This window comes from Prochlorococcus sp. MIT 1342, assembly GCF_047304495.1.
In the GTDB taxonomy this organism is placed as follows: Bacteria; Cyanobacteriota; Cyanobacteriia; order PCC-6307; family Cyanobiaceae; genus Prochlorococcus; species Prochlorococcus marinus_D.
The window spans coordinates 2,138,330-2,157,870 of record NZ_CP138957.1; the positions used below are offsets into that span (position 1 = coordinate 2,138,330).

Annotated in this window: 18 protein-coding genes; 6 read left to right on the plus strand and 12 right to left on the minus strand. The window is 50.1% G+C overall.

Translation table 11 applies throughout. The annotated features are described in order from the left end of the window. The first annotated feature begins 43 nt into the window (after positions 1-43). Together SIB79_RS10990 and SIB79_RS10995 are read left to right on the plus strand one after the other, a co-directional pair. Complete coding sequence (locus SIB79_RS10990) at positions 44-217, plus strand: hypothetical protein (protein ID WP_155724696.1); 174 nt, start codon at positions 44-46, stop codon at positions 215-217. 782 nt (positions 218-999) lie between these two features. Continuing rightward, positions 1,000-2,481, plus strand: coding sequence for a protein adenylyltransferase SelO (locus SIB79_RS10995; protein ID WP_063404594.1), 1,482 nt, complete (start codon positions 1,000-1,002; stop codon positions 2,479-2,481). Positions 2,482-4,113: 1,632 nt separating this feature from the next. Here SIB79_RS10995 and SIB79_RS11000 read toward each other — a convergent pair. Both SIB79_RS11000 and SIB79_RS11005 read right to left on the minus strand, forming a co-directional pair. After that, positions 4,114-4,269, minus strand: coding sequence for a hypothetical protein (locus SIB79_RS11000; protein ID WP_155724695.1), 156 nt, complete (start codon positions 4,267-4,269; stop codon positions 4,114-4,116). Positions 4,270-4,383: 114 nt separating this feature from the next. Next, complete coding sequence (locus tag SIB79_RS11005) at positions 4,384-4,563, minus strand: hypothetical protein (protein ID WP_063405354.1); 180 nt, start codon at positions 4,561-4,563, stop codon at positions 4,384-4,386. A 624-nt stretch (positions 4,564-5,187) separates the two neighbouring features. Here SIB79_RS11005 and SIB79_RS11010 point away from each other — a divergent pair. Further along, positions 5,188-5,505: a hypothetical protein gene (locus SIB79_RS11010; protein WP_063404592.1), complete on the plus strand. Its 318-nt coding sequence runs from the start codon at positions 5,188-5,190 to the stop codon at positions 5,503-5,505. A 374-nt stretch (positions 5,506-5,879) separates the two neighbouring features. Here SIB79_RS11010 and SIB79_RS11015 read toward each other — a convergent pair whose 3' ends face one another. From SIB79_RS11015 to argJ, 5 genes are all read right to left on the minus strand, one after another. Then, complete coding sequence (locus SIB79_RS11015; RefSeq protein ID WP_063404590.1) at positions 5,880-6,104, minus strand: hypothetical protein; 225 nt, start codon at positions 6,102-6,104, stop codon at positions 5,880-5,882. Between the two features lie 220 nt (positions 6,105-6,324). Beyond that, a complete protein-coding gene (locus SIB79_RS11020; protein ID WP_063404586.1) occupies positions 6,325-6,597 on the minus strand; it encodes a hypothetical protein in 273 nt (90 codons plus the stop codon). Continuing rightward, a complete protein-coding gene (locus SIB79_RS11025) occupies positions 6,597-7,016 on the minus strand; it encodes a DNA methyltransferase (protein ID WP_236072698.1) in 420 nt (139 codons plus the stop codon). Before SIB79_RS11025 ends, SIB79_RS11020 begins: the two co-directional genes overlap by 1 nt. Before the next feature lie 284 nt (positions 7,017-7,300). Then, a complete protein-coding gene (locus SIB79_RS11030) occupies positions 7,301-7,537 on the minus strand; it encodes a Nif11-like leader peptide family natural product precursor (RefSeq protein WP_063404583.1) in 237 nt (78 codons plus the stop codon). An 894-nt stretch (positions 7,538-8,431) separates the two neighbouring features. Beyond that, the gene (gene argJ / locus SIB79_RS11035; protein ID WP_081215719.1) at positions 8,432-9,715 is read right to left on the minus strand and encodes a bifunctional glutamate N-acetyltransferase/amino-acid acetyltransferase ArgJ; all 1,284 of its coding nucleotides are present in this window, start codon (positions 9,713-9,715) and stop codon (positions 8,432-8,434) included. On the opposite strand from argJ, the gene coaE reads away from it, so the two are divergent. Then, complete coding sequence (coaE, locus tag SIB79_RS11040) at positions 9,714-10,376, plus strand: dephospho-CoA kinase (RefSeq protein ID WP_063404579.1); 663 nt, start codon at positions 9,714-9,716, stop codon at positions 10,374-10,376. The genes argJ and coaE overlap by 2 nt on opposite strands. Here the strand turns inward: coaE and SIB79_RS11045 are convergent. Next, positions 10,336-11,166: a prolyl hydroxylase family protein gene (locus SIB79_RS11045; protein WP_063404577.1), complete on the minus strand. Its 831-nt coding sequence runs from the start codon at positions 11,164-11,166 to the stop codon at positions 10,336-10,338. The genes coaE and SIB79_RS11045 overlap by 41 nt on opposite strands. Further along, the gene (gene gatB, locus SIB79_RS11050; RefSeq protein WP_063404575.1) at positions 11,163-12,653 is read right to left on the minus strand and encodes an Asp-tRNA(Asn)/Glu-tRNA(Gln) amidotransferase subunit GatB; all 1,491 of its coding nucleotides are present in this window, start codon (positions 12,651-12,653) and stop codon (positions 11,163-11,165) included. Before gatB ends, SIB79_RS11045 begins: the two co-directional genes overlap by 4 nt. A 120-nt stretch (positions 12,654-12,773) precedes the next feature. Between gatB and SIB79_RS11055 the strand changes: the two genes are divergently transcribed. Next, complete coding sequence (locus tag SIB79_RS11055) at positions 12,774-13,877, plus strand: FAD-dependent oxidoreductase (RefSeq protein WP_063404573.1); 1,104 nt, start codon at positions 12,774-12,776, stop codon at positions 13,875-13,877. 32 nt (positions 13,878-13,909) lie between these two features. Here the strand turns inward: SIB79_RS11055 and SIB79_RS11060 are convergent, their stop codons facing one another. From SIB79_RS11060 to ndk, 3 genes are all read right to left on the minus strand, one after another. Further along, positions 13,910-15,361, minus strand: a complete 1,452-nt coding sequence (locus tag SIB79_RS11060) for a cyclic nucleotide-binding domain-containing protein (protein ID WP_081215699.1) — start codon at positions 15,359-15,361, stop codon at positions 13,910-13,912. 738 nt (positions 15,362-16,099) lie between these two features. Further along, positions 16,100-16,285 carry a hypothetical protein gene (locus SIB79_RS11065; RefSeq protein ID WP_413681106.1) on the minus strand — a complete coding sequence of 62 codons (186 nt, stop codon included), beginning with the start codon at positions 16,283-16,285 and terminating at the stop codon, positions 16,100-16,102. A 64-nt stretch (positions 16,286-16,349) separates the two neighbouring features. Further along, positions 16,350-16,808, minus strand: a complete 459-nt coding sequence (gene ndk, locus SIB79_RS11070) for a nucleoside-diphosphate kinase (RefSeq protein WP_063405348.1) — start codon at positions 16,806-16,808, stop codon at positions 16,350-16,352. A gap of 660 nt (positions 16,809-17,468) precedes the next feature. Between ndk and speA the strand changes: the two genes are divergently transcribed. Beyond that, positions 17,469-19,415 (plus strand): biosynthetic arginine decarboxylase, encoded by a 1,947-nt coding sequence (gene speA, locus SIB79_RS11075; RefSeq protein WP_063404569.1) that lies wholly within the window; start codon positions 17,469-17,471, stop codon positions 19,413-19,415. Positions 19,416-19,541 lie beyond the last annotated feature (126 nt).

The window sequence follows — 19,541 nt, forward strand, 5'->3', positions numbered from 1 at the left end:
GAGAACGATATAAGCAGGCAAAAGTCGACTGGGATGTCTCTTAGTGGCTGTGCCTTTATTGAGTGAGTTTTGTCTATACGTCTACTACCGTGAGGCATCTCTGTTGTATCAGCAACTGTTTCGTATCGTGCCATTCCTTTATGGGTCTAGCTCCATGCCCTTTCTACATAGCCGTTCCCCTGTGTTGCTGTTTCAGACCCTCAAGCGTCTTGGCTAATCTATTGCTTGCCTAATGGCTTAGAGGTGGTCTCTACGTGCTGTTTCCTAAAACATGACTGCATGTAATACAGCGCGCATGAAGAAGCCTGGGGATTGTTATCTCTACGGCGATTGCTCTGATATCTAAATGAGATCAGAGCAATGGAGTCGTAAGCGATGCTTTTGATCGGTCCACTTAATCTTAGATCTTCTTGCAATCGCTCACGTCAACCCTGCTTGCCAGGGGTACAGGTTCTGATGGCCAATGTCAATATTATCTTACTGAATATATGCACGCTTAATGAATAGAACTCTACGGCCGCTAAGCGATCTTGCGTTGTTCGCAATTTTAGTCACTGACTCTACCAATGATGATCACAAGATAACGATGCTAGCCAACGATTAGAGCAACCCTAAGCACAGGGGGGAATTGCAAGGCTTTGCCGATGAGCTACTGGCCAATTCTTTAGTGCTGGAGTCATATTTAAGATCAATTGATTGATAGCAAGTTTTCCGCGATCCCTGTCAACGAAGACTGTCTTAGCACCCTCTATATCAGCAGAGCTTGTGAATTAGATTTTAGAATCATGCTCTACAATCTATCAGGCAAAAGCCTTGAGTTAGCATCAAGACTGCCAAGGCTACACTGCCTTGCTGTGGCAGGTATTTTTAGCGATACAACGATGGGGTCTCATTCAACCGCTGCTATGGGGCTAAACAGGGGAATAAAATATTGGCCATGAATGCAAGAGGGCTGTCTATGAATTTGAGAAAAAGCTTTAACGACAGCTTTGTGTTGGCTTGACTAACTTGCTACTCGCATTGAACTTTGAGCCGCAGATTGAAAGTCTGGGCTCTGAATATTGGGATGTGGTCGATGCCGCACGATTTCCGCGCACTGAATTGCGTTTCCGTAATGATGCCTTGCTTAGGCAGCTTGGGATTGAGCCTGACGCCGTAGAGGATCATCATCTGGAGCAGGCTTATGGTTGTTTTGAGGCTCGTACTCCGTTATTAGCTCTGCGATATCACGGCTATCAATTCGGTACATACAATCCATTGCTTGGGGATGGACGTGGCTTCCTTTATGGTCAACTGCGTGATCGATTTGGACAGCTTCAGGATCTTGGCACTAAGGGATCTGGTACAACTCCCTGGAGCCGTGGAGGGGATGGTCGGCTGACCCTCAAAGGGGGTGTACGGGAGATCATCGCCAGTGAGGCGCTGCACCGTTTAGGCGTCACCACGAGCCGAACTCTTTGCTTGGTGGAAACCGGTGAAAAGCTTTGGCGTGGTGATGAGCCTTCTCCTACTCGCAGTTCAGTGATGATGCGTATGGCACGCACGCATCTGCGCTTTGGCACTTGTGAGCGGCTGCTGCATTTGCGGGATGCTCAGAGCCTAGAGCGTTTGTTGCGTCATGTGGTTGATGTCTATTATCCGCAGATTGCCGCTGCCTATCCTGTTCAAGAAGGCAATGCTGCTGGCGCGATCGAAGCTCAGTTGCTGGCTTTCTACGCAGAACTCGTTGAACGGGTGGCCAGGTTAACGGCGGAGTGGATGGCAGCAGGTTTTACCCATGGTGTTCTCAATACCGACAACATGTCTCTGCTGGGAGAAAGTTTCGATTACGGACCATTCGCCTTTTTGGATCAATGGGAGCCTGGATTTACTGCTGCTTATTTTGATCAAACAGGCCTCTATGCCTATGGCCGACAACCTGGGATATGCCACAACAACTTGCGCCTGCTGCAAGAACCATTGGCAATGCTGCTGCCACGGCAGCCAATGGAACAGTCTTTAGAGACGTTCGCTCCAATTTACCAATCTCAGTATAGAGCTTGCATGCAGCGTCGTCTCGGTCTTCCGCGTAGTTCTGGTCGCAATGACCATGATGATGGTGGTGATGACGCCGTGCGTAAAACTCTTGCACTCCTCGCCGCTTGGCCTGTTGGTTATGGCGCCTTCTTTGCAGGCCTTGCTGCTCAAATATCGACCAAGGGGTTACCGGAAGAGCCAGAAGCTTTGTTGCCAGTGGTCTTAGATGGTGCTGAACCTGCAAGGGATGCCTGGCTGGATTGGAGAGATCGTTGGTGGACACAGCAACGGGAAGCTGTCTCTGCTGAGCCGACTGAGGCACAAGCCATCAATGCGCGATTGCAGCGCTGGAATCTTGTCAAAACACCAATTCGATCTGTGATTGAGGAGTTTTGGCAAGCGATCGATCAACATGATGATTGGCAGCCCTTGCAGGCTTGGTTGAAAGCAATCTGTGTGGATTAACACTAATTTCACAGGGGTATTTTCTTGTAGGAGTGGTTCTTTGTTTCATGCTTGCCTGGTCGCTTCCAAAGAAGCCTTGATGTGATCAAACATGAGTTTCTAGCTGCTGATTGCAGTTAGCTACATCTGAGTCATCTAGAAACGCATACTGCCTACCTTAACGCGAAGGAAGGAATAAGCACTCAAAAATAATTCAAGCCCGCGGGGAGAAGCGTGCCAAGACAAGGTTATTGGCAAAAAAGTAAAAAGGTATACTTTAAACGCATAATTATTTGGCCTTTCATTCAAGAAATGAAAAAATTTGCCATCTACCAAGCAGGTATTCTCCTAATCAGCGCAATTTCTTCGTCTTCACCGGCTGTCGGACAAGAGCTGCAAAGATGGAGGTTTTTTCATACTCCTTCCAAAAACATCTGGTGTGTATATAGCAACCCAGGAGAGTCTCTAAGATGCGACGTCATGAATCATGCATGGAAATCATGGGGGCGTGACAATGGTGGTTGCTTCGGACATAGCTTCTACCTTGACAATCCTGGCAAATCGTACGCTGGGTACACTTCCGATTCGTTGAAAGGGAGCTCAGAAAGCACGGTGCTTAAATATGGCCAAAGGATCAAACTCGATTCAACCATTTGCGAATCGGAAACAACGGGTCTTACCTGTAAAAATACCAGCGGAGGAAGCCTTCACTTGAATAGAGAATTCTACAGTCTGAACAAATAGAAAAACATAAGTTGTAAGAAGCAATCCGAAATAGGATCACCACATGAGCTCTATAAAGCCAGCAGATATCTCCACGGACGCATGTAAGACTTCAAAGACTCTTTCGCGTGCATCCCCCCCATCCTTGAGCCGTTCTTGCACGTCTCTCAGCGTCATCCAGAATAGGGTTTTCATGACTCCCGCATACAGGCAAAAGACACGTCAGCCATTGAAACTGGAGAAAGATCAACCAGCGATACACAAAAGAGAAAAGACACTATTTCCCAACATCATAGAACGATCATGAGTCAATAATGCGAATAACTCCCTTGATGAGATGACAATAGCGCGCTCCACATCCAACGAAAGATATACTAATCTTTTTCTTTGGGTGACTGCCTCAGGATCCAGAGCCAAGCAACTGTAGCCAACACGACTGCCGCCTCTGTAAGTATTGTGGCATTACCTGAAAAGAAATCGTTCCAGCTATAGGTGTTGTACAAGCATTTGTCTGTTAAGCTCCAATAGTCTAACCATACACAATGGCAAAAAGACACCAGTATATAGTTAGCGGACAAACGCTATTGAAAGTGTATCAAGGTTCGGCCCAGAGAAAATATTTTTAAATTGACTCAAGATCTTATCGCAAGCATCTCTAAAGTATTATCTAAACAGAGCTCTCTGAGCTAGGCACCATACATGCCCACATGCAACATTAAGCCAATAACAAACTCAGCAGCACTACGAACACAACTACAACAGATACTGAGACTCAACGTAGAGAAGAAGAGCGACCTGTTTCTCTGCAATCAACGTACAGACAAACCATTCACTTCTCGGGCCTGACGTGATGGACTTCTTGAAAGGTTAGTGGAATCTGGACTCGCTACCTGGTCAGCCGAAGACTCCAACAACTGCCGCAAAGCAGCTTTACACACTGCTAAAACCTTGACTTGATAGTTGCTTTCGGCACACCTGGATCACGCTTGCCTGATAGCGAGGTGTATCCATTGCCACGGCCTGCAATAACTGCGACACCTCATCCAATACATCCAAGAGCATGACGTCCATTACGACGCCAAGCATTCAACAGAAGCACCCTCAACAGGCCGAAAGCGACTTAAAAGTGCATTGGGCAAGGAGTGGATGCGTGATCCCTATACCGATGACCACGAAGTAACTCATCCCATCCCAACCTTCTTAACTGCTCTTCGCCAACCACCGATATGCCCAGTAACCGCAGATCGCGACGATCACCCACGGAATCAATGCTCTGACAAGCCAAAAAGCAAGCAGCAGCACCAAGGCAGAAACAGCCATCCGCTTGGTGATTGCCTTTGCCTCATCAGTCATGACTTCCCAGCGAGGTACCAGAGACATGGTTGGTGCTTGATTCAATGCATCTGATCATCTACCGATCCCTCCTGCTATGCAACTTCAGGTGCCCATCCAACCTCCAGCTCCCTTCTGATGATCCATTGATGGCATTTGCTGTTGAGGTGCTCTCCTTGAGGAATCAAGCGTTGATGAATGGGACAGGTCAATAAGGTCTGGCACTGCTTCCCGACCGCATAGCGGAAGTGATTACAAGTCATGCACACTGCTCCTGATCGCGAGGATTGGAGCGTGCCCTCATCCATGCACTGCCACTCCTCTGGGTCAGGAGAAGGGATGGGTGATAGCTGCCTGCCTGAGAACCGTGCCATCTAAGCCTTCACTTTAATACGCCTGTACTAGCTCAAGAGGGTTGCTTGGGTCAAGCGGCTGATGGCGACTGTTCTGGTCTCCAGTACTCGGCAGGATCCGGCAGTGCAATGATGACTGTTAAGCAAGGGCGGTCTGGCGGATGGTCCTTGATGCACGCAACTTAGGTATACTCTCAAAACTTTTCCTAAAACCTAAACTGACCTTTTTCGCCCTGCGCCTAGAGGGTATTTTGATTATTTACACACTATCAGAAAGAATCAGTTATAGTTAGTTTGAACTTTAACCATTAATTGACCAATGCTTCGCAAGCAAGAAAAAAACGCAATCACAAGAGGTGTCTTACTCGGCATTGGCTGGGGATGGGGTTTAGATAGGTTTTATGAGGGGGATAAAAAAGGAGGAATTCTTTCAATCCTTGGATGGGGGATCATTTTCATGAGTCTCTTCTATCTAAAATGTTCTGGAATTGAATACGTCGATGGCGTCAAGGATTATTCCAACTACAGTCCTAATCCATTCATTATTCTTCCCTTAATCGCTGGATTATACGGCGCATATTTGATTATCAGAAAGGCATTCAAATTGGCAAAGCAATTTGAAAACGCAGAAGATTAATTGGTTATCGATTAAACAAAGACACGACACCCCTCAAGTAGATTTTGTGGTATGGGCGCTGACCGACGTTAGCGCCCTTTTTCATTCTTCTTCACCACTGCGTTACCAGCCATATACAATCAGCTTCAATCCATTCCAGAACAATCAATCTCGGTCTAGGTGGTGTAATCGGCGTTAGTACTAGTCCTACTCCGAAGAAGGATCTAAAGAAACAGCTGATGGAGATGAGAGTGTTTAGAAGGAGTTCTGATTCATGAATCCTATCAATCCTCATCAATGTTGCGGTTGTTATACAGGTAGAGCCATAAAACTATCGTCCCTACAAGTATCGCGGCTACAACAGTTGTATTACCCGAGAGAACAGTAAACATAGATCACTCAGGTCTCTTGTCGTTAAAGGTTTCAACCTCTCCTTCAATTGAATCATAATATCGGACTTCATCATATTCTTCTGTTATCAACTCCATATCGAAACCTTTATAATCGTCATCGTTAACATATTTATTAAACACACGGATACCATCCTGCAGGTTTTCAATCTTCTCGTGATTTGTAGGAGGGTGTCCAGGAGTATCGTAGATATTGAGTAGGTAACTCATAAGTTAGTTAGGGGCGTAATGAAGAATGACTCTATTTGTTCCATCCTTAACCAACTCTATAACCTCATCATTGAAATCATCATCATCCACATAGAAGTGAAACATCTCCTCTCCCTTCTCTAAAGACAACTCAGTTTTTAGTTTCTTAGGAAGGTCGTCTATGTAATACAACAAATGGTAAGTCATATAAGGTGGCCGTTTATCAGTCCCATAATTTATCCTACTTTTCGACGCTAGGGCTGACAATCAACCTCAACCTCAAAACTTCTTTGTGCTTCTCTTTTCCTCTTTCAACAGACCAACTAAAACTACAACCTAGCAGAAAGTAGACAATCGGAGCAATTCCCAACGCCTCCCATTTATAACCAAAAAAGAATAACGCAAGGAGCAGAATAAGCCACATCAATAACTTATTAAACCTAAGTTCAAATTCTAAATCTCTCAACTTCTTCATTTGTTCAGTCGGAACTAAACGTAGAGGCGGTTCTGTCATCAGTCATCTCCTGATCGTGGAACTTCATTAGTCCAATCTACTGCCTGAATAAGTCTTTGCCTCACCTTCTCTATCTTTTCTTTCTCCTCATTAAACCTCCTCCATTCCTTATCCATCAACTCAACCAATCCAAATGACTTCAACCAGTCATAAGTAATCCAATCTTCCTCTCCGTCTGGTTGTTTGAGACATTCATCAGTTTCGAGATAGGGGTTGATGACAAAATTGTAATCAGGAATAGTTACAGTTACCGTCATCAGCTTATCTCTTATCTTGATGTTGATGTAACTACACTCATCAAGAACACTGAACAAGAAACGAATATTACCAATCAGGCTTCTTACACCAACAGAGACTGATCCCTCATCGAATTCCATCCTTTTACTACTTTCAATAATCCTGTCTCGTTTGTCAGCCATCCAATCGTCTCTATGATTCATTTCTCTGATTCCAATCTTTGACTGTTGTGTCTTTAGGGTCAGTCATAGGTGTAAATATTCTTATGTAAGCATAGTTAACTTTGGAGGAATTACTACAACTGTAGCATTGTAAGAATCTACCTGAGATTGCCTAGCTTCTATTCTTTGAGATCATGCCAGGTATCGGATATCGTTTTAAGCCATTAGTGAGGTGGTTGAAAAAATAAAAAGCACTTACAGAAGCATTTACTTTGAGTGAGTGGGTAGGGGCCAGGGTACGCGCACTATTTTGGTGCAAAACGCTGCCACCAGCCATTCCTTCGCAGAACTCCTTGGACCATTGCCACCTGCCAGCTATCAGAGAGGTTTTGACGATGTGCATTTAAGTCTTCTATTGTAATCGTGAACCCAGCAGCTTTAGCAATAGCAACAGGATCGGCACCTTCTGCCTTTAGCTGCTCTTGAAGAGAGGTGTCTGCTTGAACTTTAGCGATGAATGCCCTGAGTTGTTCTTCTGACATTGATTATATTTAACTCTTGTTAGCATAGCTATCCTTCAAAGGAATTACAAGAAAAGATAATTTCAGAAAGGGGTCAAGCTTTTATGACAAATATGCCTGAAGCGATATAACGCTATGACAACGCCCTGACTGCAACGCATGCACCCCCTTTCAAACATAGTTTCTCTGGAATTAAGGCTTGTTAGTCCAACTACATCCTTAAGTTAATCCAGCCAGGCTATTAAATCGCTGTCCAGCAGCTGGGTCTATCTGGTTTTGAGACAGATAAATAGTCATTAAAGCCTGGAAAAACAGCGATATTGGCAACTTCTTTGCACTTGACGTTGAGCGTTATAGAGTGTTGATATCCATAGTTTTCTACTGATTAGGACAAATGATCAAAAATCAAAACGATTTAAGAAGTGAGGCAGATTTAAAATTTGTATTGTTGATGACTCTAATATTTTTCATCATCCCTTTAATAATAATTTTTATACCTGGCATTGATATTATTGGAGATTCGATTGTTAAATTTATGATGAATGCTATAGACACTTTTGACCTCTCACAGCCAAAATAATTATTTTTTGACGTAAAGTCCTTGGCCTCCAGAATGCATCGGATTCAGTAGCCTCAAGAGAATGCCAGGTATCGGATAGCGTTTAAGCCAATAGCAAGGTGATTAAAGAAATAAAAACCCTGCAATAGCAGGGGGGTTTGAGTGTGTAAGCTTCACATCTCCTTCCTTCGACCACCTCACTCTTTCCTCCAACATCTCTCACTTTTCACTTACTCTGGCGCCAGTGTTGCTAGTCAAAACTCACATCCTCTAAATCTCTCCGTCCGTCCCGTCCGCAGTATACTGCCGCCAAGGAAGCGATCGCTGCAATCTGCTGCTAACACTAGCTTTTTGCATTACGTAGTGTAATCGGCGTTGATGCGCACATATTGATCCGAAAGGTCGCAGCCCCAAGCTATGCCATCGCCCGATCCATCACCCACAACCAAACGAATCTGAACTGTGTCATCGCTTAAATAACTCCCGTCAACACGCTCTTGCATATAGCGAGATGCAGCTAGCCGATAAAAAGGCAAGGGTTCGCCGAATTCCATTAACTGATGAGGGCCCAACCAAAGGGCTACTGATGCAGGATCAAAAGGCACACCAGCACGCCCTGCAGCTGCAACGATTCGTCCCCAATTGGGATCACACCCATGCACGGCCGTTTTTACCAAAGAAGAGCCACAAATCGTGCGTGCGATGCAGCAGGCCTCAACATCGCTCGCAACACCCTCCACATGAACCTCCAACAAACAGGTTGCACCTTCACCATCACGTGCGATGGCCTTGGCTAGGTGCTGAGCCACCGCCATAAGCCCAACCTCTAATGCCTCCAGGTATTCAAGCTCAAGAGGCTCGCCGGCTGCAAAGGCCAACAACGAATCATTCGTACTGGTATCACCATCAACCGTGATCGCATTAAAGGAGCGATCAACAACCCGCTTCACCATCCCCTGCCAAACATCTACCGAAACACCGGCATCACAACTGAGGTAGCCCAGCATCGTTGCCATCTCGGGATGAATCATTCCTGATCCCTTCGCCATGCCTCCAATTCGTACACGTCGACCACCTACTTCAGCTTCAAGCGCAAACTGCTTCTCTACTAAATCGGTCGTAAGGATTGCGCCGGCCGCCTCAGCACCACCCTCATCGTTCAGTGCTTCCACAAGGGGATCCAAGCCTGCAAGCAAGGTATCCATGGGGATAGGTACACCAATTACACCGGTTGAACAAATCAAAACCTGGTCAACTGGTAGCACAAGTCGGTCGGCCAGAGCCTGAGTGGCTCGAACACTGTCGAGCAAGCCACGGTTGCCGGTGCAGGCATTCGCCTGACCAGAATTGATCAACACCGCCCGTGCCTTGCCAGCAGAAGCCTTCAAACGGTCCGCGCAAAGATCGACGCAGGCAGCCCGCACCAATGAAGTAGTAAACGTACCTGCACAAACAGCACCTTCTGGAGCTAACAGCAAAGCAAGATCAGGCTTGCCAGAGTCCTTCAATCCAGCCGTGATCCCTGAAGCCTGAAAGCCCAAAGGTGCCGTTAAACCACCTTGGATGGGGCGCCAAAGGGAATCCAGCGTAGAGCTCACGGCCCTAGGAGACAAACTAAATACATCCTCCACCAACGCCATGACCACCGAGCCCTCCAGCAGGGTGCCACTGCCACGCTGGCATGGCCCGCAACGTCGCATCGGCCTCACTGGCGGAATTGCGACTGGCAAAAGCAGCGTTGGGCACTACCTCGCGGAGCAACACGCCCTGCCTGTGCTGGATGCAGATGTGTACGCCCGAGAGGCCCTAGCCCCTGGCAGCGCAGCCACCATAGCCGTGCTGGCACGCTATGGAAGCGCAGTAGGTGAAGCAGGCCAACGCAGTCGAGCCAGCCTCGATCGCTCAGCCCTAGGGCGAATCGTATTTAGCGATACCAGCGAACGCCGCTGGCTGGAGCAGCTCGTTCATCCCATCGTTGCAAAGCGCTTTGATGTGGCTCTGGGGGATCTCTCAGCAGAGCCGGTAGTGGTGCTGATGGTGCCGCTGCTATTCGAAGCCAAGCTCACAGACCTCTGCAGTGAAGTGTGGTTGGTGGATTGCAGTCCAGCCCAGCAATATCAACGGCTGATGGCCCGGGATGAGATAACGCTCAAAGAAGCAGAGCAACGCATCGCTACTCAATGGCCACTAGACCGCAAGCGTCCACTAGCAGATGTCGTTATCGACAACCGAGGCACACTGCAGCAGCTAGCTGAGCAGCTCAGCCGTTACGCCCCATCTGAGCTCGGAACCACTTGGTAATGACCCACTTGCTCCCGACCTCAACCGGCATCGCCTCATGCAGGGTGAAAGGATTGGGCGTTCCATCTGCCTGCAGGTTATTCCAAGCCAGCCCCAATCCCGGCACCGGCGTAAAGCAGCGCCCAAGGCGTTTGAAACAAGTCTCACCGCCCCGATCCACCGCATTGAGATAAATCATCAGCGTCCAGGTGCGCTGACCACCGTTTCGGGTGTGTTCGTCGAACTCCTTGGTGCCTGGTGTGAACCAATCGGTATGTTCCTTGAAGTACTCGCCAGGGTCATAACGCTGCCCTTGAATCGGCTCGGATAAGCTCGGATGGACACCAAGCAAATCTGCGAACCGCTGATCCAGAAGCGCAGAGATATCAGAGTGGTTCTCGCACAGATGGCAGGTACGGCTGGTGCGGTAGGAGCTGCTACCAACCGTCACCGTGGAAGGCACCAGGGTGTCGTTAATCGCCTCGATCACCTCCCTGCATTCGTCCTGAGACAGCAGTTCAGGAATTTCATAGACCTGTGCCAATGGGGTATCAAGCCGCCAAGCCCGTGGCTGAGACGTCGGCTGAGTCAAAGGTGCCTGAAACCATTGCAGCCAGGATCCCGCCAGCGGGGGTCGATCACTAATCGAACCAGCGCTGACTTCCGATGACGAAAGCACCGCCTTGATCGCATCCAGCTGATAACCCTGCTCCATGGCCTGCTCAATCAACTCCTTCCAAGCACAACCTCGGTCGCGGTTGTGGAGCAACCACTCGCGCCAGATCTCAGGGATAGCGTCGGTCGTAGTCATCCTCCCTTCAACTGCTTGCTGAGGATCTGATTGGCGAGCTTGGGATCGGCTTTGCCGCCAGTCTTCTTCATGAGCTGCCCAACAAAGAAACCCTGCAGCTTGGTCTTACCGCCGCGGAAGGCCTCTACTTCCTGAGGGTGAGCCGCCAACAGTTCCTCCACAATCGTTGTGATAGCCGCCGGATCACTGATCATCCCCAGACCGCGCTGATCAACAATCGCCTTCGCTGAGCCGCCCTTCTCCAGCAACTCAGGCAAGATTTCCTTAGCGATCTTGCCGCTGATCTTGCCGCCATCGATCAGTTGCACCATCTCTGCCAACTGCTCCGGTCGAAATGGCAACGTGGAATAAGAAAGACGATTGGCATTCACGTAAGCAGCAATATCGCCCTGGATCCAATTCGCCACTCCCTTGGCCTCGGCACCTGCCGCCACGGCCGCCTCGAAGTATTCCGCCATCACATACTCATCAGTGAGCACCCTGGCGTCATACACCGACAAACCAAACTCTTCGGCATAGCGATGACGCTTCGCCGACGGCAACTCTGGCAACTCAGTACGCCAACCCTCACGTACAGATGCAATCACCTCAATCGGACCTAGATCAGGATCCGGGAAATAGCGGTAATCGCTGCTGCCTTCCTTCGAGCGCATGCTCTTGGTGAGTTGCTTGCCCTCATCCCAAAGGCGGGTTTCCTGCACCACTGCTTCACCGGCCTCATAGGCCTTGATCTGGCGCTGAATCTCGTACTCACAAGCTTTCTGGATGGCCGAAAACGAATTCATGTTTTTGATCTCAACCTTGGTGCCAAAAGGAGCGTCGGCCCCTTGGCGCACAGAGATATTGACGTCACAACGCAAAGAGCCTTCCTGCATATTTCCATCAGAGACCCCTAAATAACGCATGATCCTGCGAATCTCCGAGGCATATTCCGCCGCCTCACGACCAGTGCGCAGATCAGGCTTACTGACAATCTCAGCTAACGCCACGCCGGCCCGGTTGTAGTCCACCAGGGAATGGGTGGAGCCAGCGAGTCGATCGCTGCCAGCATGAACGAGCTTGCCGGCGTCCTCCTCCATATGGAGACGCTCGATGCCAATACGCTTGAGGTAAGTGTCCTTCCCCTTCTCCGCAACTTCCACCTCAATCCAGCCTTCTTCTGCAATCGGCTCATCAAATTGAGAGATCTGATAGTTCTTCGGTAGATCGGGATAGAAATACTGTTTGCGATCAAACTTGCTGTGCTCGGCAATATTGAGGTTGAGTGCCATTGCCGCCTTGACCGCGTATTCCAACACCATCTGATTAAGCACCGGTAACGTGCCGGGAAGACCACACACAACAGGGTCGATGTGGGTGTTGGGGTCATCGCCAAAGGTCGTTGAAGCGCATGTGAAGATCTTGCTATTGGTGCCTAGCTGCACGTGTGTCTCCAGACCGATCACGGCTTCCCATGCGCCGTTAGCCGAGCTGGTGGCCGCTTTCATTACCGATCTCCAATGACTGGGTACATGTCCTTGATCCTATGGAAAGGTTCCCTCACATGGCCGAAGTTGGGTCAACAGGCTGAAACACTGAACTGATCTGGACTGTTCATTCAGTTGACCATGGCAGCAATGCGTACTGAATCAGTTCTGATCCTGGGAGGCGGCTTGATGGGCCTAGCTGTGGCACATAAATTGGCTCGCCGCGGCCGCTCTGTAGAAGTACTAAGCCGCCGCCGCAATGAGGCTGCCGGTTTCGTGGCAGCGGGCATGCTCGCTCCCCACGCAGAAGGACTCTGCAAAGAGCAGCTGCAACTAGGACAACTGAGCCTGAAGAGCATTCCCTCCTGGGTAGAGCAAATCGAAGCCGACAGCGGCCTCTGTTGCGGTTTACGACCCTGCGGGATCGTAGTGCCCTTCGCCACGGCAACGCAGCGAGATCTCTATCCCACCGCCTACTTAGGTGAGACCCTCGATCGTTCGGGCCTGGAGCGAGAAGTACCAGGCATTGGACCTAACTGGCAGGCCGGCTTGCTCTTCAGCCAAGACGGACAAATCGACAACCGAAGGCAATTAATGCGGGCCCTGGAAACGGCCTGCGTGAACCTTGGAGTTCGCTTCCAGGAAGGGGTGAACGTGCAAGAACTCCTTCAAGATGGCAATACCTTTAAGGGAGTGCGAGTACGCAACGCTGAAGGAGAGCTACACACACTTACTAGTAAAGAAGCTGTGCTCTGCTGCGGTGCCTGGAGCGTCCAACTGCTCCCAGAGCTATCTATTTACCCTGTAAAAGGCCAAATGCTTTCGCTACAAGGGCCACGCAATGCCTTAACGCGAATTGTGTTTGGCCCAGGTACTTACTTAGTGCCACGAGAAGATGGCCTACTCGTGGTGGGAGCCACCAGCGAACCAGATGCAGGCTTTACAGAAGGCCTCACCCCTTTTGGCCAACGACAACTGCAAGCAGGCATTGCTTCACTGCTACCGCAGGCAAACCAATGGCCACCGATGGAGCGCTGGTGGGGCTTCCGACCTTGCACACCTGACGAGGGTCCCCTACTTGGTCGCTCTTCCGTGGATGGACTCTGGCTAGCGACCGGACATCATCGCAACGGCGTTCTGCTAGCAGCAATCACAGCCGAGATGTTGGAGAACTGCCTAAGTAATGAACCGCTCAGCACTAAACAACAGCAACTACTTCACGCCTTTCGCTGGGACCGGTTTTAGGCGGAACACTGACATCTATAGAGCGATGAGCATCACTCAACTGAGCGCCTGGAGATCGCAAACAAGTTCACACCCGCTGGCTCAAAGCGCAAATGGGTCTGATCAGGAACGAAACCAGCCTTCTTGGCAAGCGATTCCATAGCGACCTCATCTCGATGGATCAGGCGCCAGTCGAGCAAATGATCCATCAGCCCGCGGGTGGGGTTGCTGGTATGGAAATTGCCAAGAATCGACCGACCGCCTGGGGCCAGGGCATCATGGATCCAACGCTGCAAACGGGTGACAATCCGATCGTCGAAGTAATCAATAAGACCGATCGAATAGATCAGATGTTGAGGAGGTAAATCCAAAGTCTGGCGGCCGACACAAAGATGCAGCAAATTGCGGCGCGCCAATCTGATTGGCTGCGAGAAGTATTGATCCACCCCTTGCTGCGCCAAGCGAGACTGCACATGGTCAAGAGCCTCCTGATCAACATCAACCAGGGTCAACTCCAGCTGCCTTGCAAGCTCGGGATTTATCAAAAGATCAAAGACTTCAGCAGCAGGTCCACAAGCCAAGCTGGTGACTCGCAAAGGCCGCTCCTCGGTGAGCCGCAGTGCTGTCTCCAACTCCTCCTGTAGCAGGCCACGGCGGTTTCTAACTGCCTGCGCAGCCGGTTCATCTAGAAAGCAGCGATCCAGAAACCGCCCTAGCTCCCCAGCACCACCAGGCTGGTCGGCATACATCCACTCAATAGTCAAGAAATCTCCGGCATACCCGCGAGGTTTGCGATACATCCGCTCCGCGGAGCGAGTGAGCAGCAAATAAGGGAGCAGCTCCGTTCTCAAAAGCTGCAGAGAAGCGCACTCAGTAGCAGGCTCCGCACCTGAGCGCGCCGGGAAAGCCTCATGGACCGTCTGCACTACAGCACTAAACGCGGCTGCTAGATCCTGCTGAACCTTAGTGTCAGGGCTAGTGCGACGTAAGTTCACCTCAAAAGCAGCTGCTGCATGCTTGAAACGGTCAATCACCTGGCTGATAGTTGGATCCAACCGTTGAGCCTTGCCATAGAGCACAACCTCAAGCAAACCCTGCTGATGAGTCTGGCCAATCAACCGCTGAGCATTGATCGCAGCAAGGGCGCGATAGATCCGGGCCGCCAGCGCTGGAGACTCCTCCGCCACGCGCTCCAACGCATCACGAGATAACTCGAGACATTCCACCGGCTCAAGTGCCACCACCTGAGCTCTAGCGGTACCGCCCAATAAAAAAGACACATCCCCCAGCAAGCTGCCGGGACCCACTCGAGGTTCTTGCTCTTCTGGAAGGCCTTGCCAACGCAGCTGACACACGCCGGAAGACAGCAGCAACAAACTCGACAGCGGAGCACCTTCAGCAACAATCTCCTCCCCAGCCAAGAAACGGCGAGGCCGAAGCTCCTCGAACACTTGGTCCATGCCATCGTCGATGGCTTGCAGCAACATCAGCGACTCAGAGTTCATGCCGCTACGGATATCGCACTAACCAACACCCTATTAATGATGAATGAACCTGGCAGCAAAAAAGCTGTCATCGCCTTGATCAAGACAGAGCTGATGCCTTCTAGCTTGACCCCTATAGCCAAGCCGAATCCATCTAAAGCCCTGCGATGAAAACCTTTATGGATCACATAACTTCAAATCAAGATGAAAATATTTCTATAACACTATAGTCAAACACCCTCAAAGTGCCAGTTCACCACCAGCGCTCAACCATTCCAACAGAACGCCGACTAGTAGCCGACGGAATCGTAACCACCGAATATTGACCATTACGGCGGTAGTCGTAGCAACAAAATCCCATTCCGGTAGCCGAACAAGATCTAAAACTTGGCAGATTTAAACCAGAAAGCTTTATATCGAAATTCTGGGGAACCTGCTCAGAATAAGGTCGCAAACTCCCCCTACCAGAAGCTCTTGGCGGGAGTGGCCTACTCAACGTTTAACAGCCCATCACCCTCCAACAAAGAAACCTCAGTAGCCCCGTCGGCCGAAACCTCCAGAAGGTAATTGGTGCCACGAACACTCAGGCGGGCTGAACGGGTACATCCATCTTACTTGCCGAACTCCAAAATCTGCCCCTGGCTAAGTTAATAACAACAACTTCCTAATTGCATCCTAGAAAAACGGTTAAGGCGACCAGATGATCCGGAATTGAACAGCAGCTGGCCACGACTATCTCGCGTGCTGACTTGCTGAGGCTCAGTAGCCTTTTGATTCACTTTCGCCTGTTGGGAATCGATGTACAACTAATTGCCATGGAGGATCGATCTCCTGAACCATTGCAGTCTCTGCAGCTTGAACCGAGCTCGAAAGCGTCATGGCGATCAAACTGAAGCCAGTGAATAGACCCACTGACGGCAAGAGCATGATGTCAGTCCCAACCATCACCAAAGCCTGATCAAAAGCACAATCATTTTGCTCCAAATCAGGCACTCAAAATCTTGCAACCTCAGCTTTCAATGCGCCAGCTTTGATCTGAAGGAGTCCATGCGTTGAGCTCTTCAGAAGAGAACCAAAGGTTGATCTCAAACTGAGCCGTGTCTGGACCATCCGAACCGTGGATCACATTGCGACCGATGTTCACAGCTAAATCTCCGCGGATGGTACCTGGCTCAGCCTCCAGAGGCTTAGTGGCACCGATCAACTTGCGAGCGCTCGCAATCACACCATCACCTTCCCAGACCATTGCAACCACTGGACCGGAGGTAATGAAATCAACAAGCCCAGCGAAGAAAGGGCGCTCACGATGCACACCGTAATGCTCACCAGCCAACTCACGACTGGGGGTGACCTGCTTGAGCCCCACGAGCTTGAAGCCCTTGCGCTCAAAACGACCGAGAATTTCTCCCACCAAACCACGCTGAACGCCATCGGGCTTGATTGCAACAAAGGTGCGTTCCATGGCCATGCTGATCAGTCCGTTATTGCCGCCATCGTCCTTGTTGGAGTTACCGCTTGGCAAGCCAACCAATGGCCCAAGATATGAATCAGACACGCAGCAATGCCCTAACCCTCAACTGAACTGCTCTCTATCGAGGCCTTTCAACAGACCAATCCACCAGGAGTAAAGGTGCTTCACCTGCACAGCAGTGCATTGGGCTCTTGATATCTCAGGAAAGCCTATTGCCGAGAGGATAACTAAATCATCAAGCCTAAAAATTTTCCACGCTGCTGCAATCCCAGGCAAGCGCCATGGCTACAAAACTGACAATGGCCTAATGATGCACTGGAGCGGAAGCCTTATTCCATAAGCAATTATTCTATTCAGCACTAACACTTTTTGGCCGATCAAGTTAATCCAATCATTCGACCTAATCATCTATGACCTTGTGAGTGAGGCAGGTCCAAGCCGCTCTAAAGAGGAGGGTCCAATCACAATGATCTTTATCAATGCATCGAACAGCGATTAACTTGGCTGGCCAATTGACGACCGACAGCTCTTTAATACCATCAATCCCTTGACGACCACTGGCCTCAGCAGCATTGGCTTAGACCCTTATTCGGAAGCAAAGCCAAAGCACACCTAGATTTCCTTGGCATCCCCTGCAGTAATCCTTCTGCGTGCGTTATGTCGGCAGCCGACCCAAGCCAGGGCAACAAGTCATGGACCGTTGCAGATAGCGCAGCCCTCTATGGCCTCGATCGCTGGGGTGAGCCCTACTTCACAGCCAACGCCAACGGCCACGTACAGGTCAAGCCACGCGGCGATCAAGGCAGCTGCCTCGATCTGGTGGAACTGGTAGAGGAGCTCAAAAGCCGTAACCTCAACTTGCCTCTGCTGATCCGCTTTGATGACATCCTCGAAGACCGGCTAGAGAGGCTGCACAGCGCCTTCGAACAGGCCATTACCCAATACGGATACGCCGGTCGATATCAAGGCGTATTCCCGGTGAAGTGCAACCAACAGCGCCACGTCGTAGAACAACTGGTGGAAAGTGGTCACCACTGGCACTTTGGCCTAGAGGCTGGCAGCAAGGCTGAGCTATTGATTGCTCTTTCACTCGTCAACGACCCAGAGGCACTACTGATCTGTAACGGCTACAAAGATCAGCGCTACATCGAAACCGCGATCCTGGCCCGCAGGCTTGGTCGCCAACCTGTGGTAGTGATTGAACAACCCGATGAAGTGGAACGGATTATCCGCTCCAGCCAAACACTTGGCGCAGCACCCTTCATCGGTGTACGAGCAAAGCTAACGACACGCAGCACGGGTCATTGGAGTAGCTCAGTAGGCGAGAAAGCCAAGTTCGGTCTCTCAGTGCCGGATCTGCTAGCCACAGTGGAAGCCTTAAGACAAGCTGATCTCCTCAGCGATCTGCGCCTACTGCACTTCCACATCGGCAGCCAAATCAACGACATCGCCGTACTCAAAGACGCGCTTCAAGAGGCAGCGCAAATTTACGTAGAGCTGACCAAGCTGGGAGCCCCCATGGGGTATTTGGATGTTGGGGGTGGTCTGGGTGTCGACTACGACGGCAGCCGCAGCACAAGCGCAGCATCGACCAACTACTCCCTACAAAATTACGCCAATGATGTGGTCGCAACGGTGCGCGAATGCTGTGAACCCCATGGCATCACTTTGCCTATCCTGGTGAGCGAGAGCGGACGCGCGATCGCCAGTCATTTCTCAATACTCGTGTTCGATGTCCTTGGTACAGGAACTGTCCCAGGAGCTGTACCCAATCAAATAGGAGCGGAGCCCATCACCATTCACAACCTTAGGGAGACGCTCGCAGGAGTTATGGCAACTCACAAGGGTGATGTGTCTGAGACATCGCGCCTACAGGAAGCATGGAACGACGCAATTAAATTCAAAGACGATGCCCTCGCTGCCTTCCGCTTGGGTTACATCAGTCTGCCAGAGCGAGCTCTGGCAGAACAACTCACATGGGCTTGCGCCGAAGCAATTATGGGCCAATTGCCTTGCAACGAAACAATTCCCGACGACTTACAAAGTTTAAGAGCTGTTCTCGCTGGCACCTACTACGCCAACCTTTCAATATTCCGTTCAGCCCCAGACACCTGGGCCATCGAACAACTCTTCCCGCTCATGCCGATTCATCGATTGAATGAAGAACCAACTCAGCTAGGGCACTTCGCTGACCTCACATGCGACTCCGACGGCAAACTGGACCGCTTCATCGGGAATGGGCAAAGCAAAACTCTGTTGGAGCTTCACAACCTGCGCCAAAACGAGGCTTACATGATTGGCATGTTTCTCACCGGTGCTTACCAGGAAGTGATGGGCAATCTGCACAACCTGTTCGGCAGTACCAATGCAGTGCACATCCGGCTGACAACTGGTGGTGGCTACCAAATAGACCACGTTGTGCGAGGCAACACCAATTCCGAAGTGCTCGAAGCAATGGAGCACAACCCTGAGCTCCTGCTAGAGAGGCTGCGCTTGGCTAGTGAACTTGCGATTCAACGAGGTGAGCTAAAGATCAACGATGTGCGCCGGCTGATGGACCATCTAGAAGCGAGCCTGCGTCAGACCACGTACCTTCAAGGCTAGGACTTGACATCATTCCTATATCGGAGACATGAGCAACTGTGATCTCAGCAACTCATTGAGTTCTGAAGAGTCGCATCCATGGAGATCAGCAACTTGTTTTTCTGAAAGCTTTCCAAAGGCTCCTAA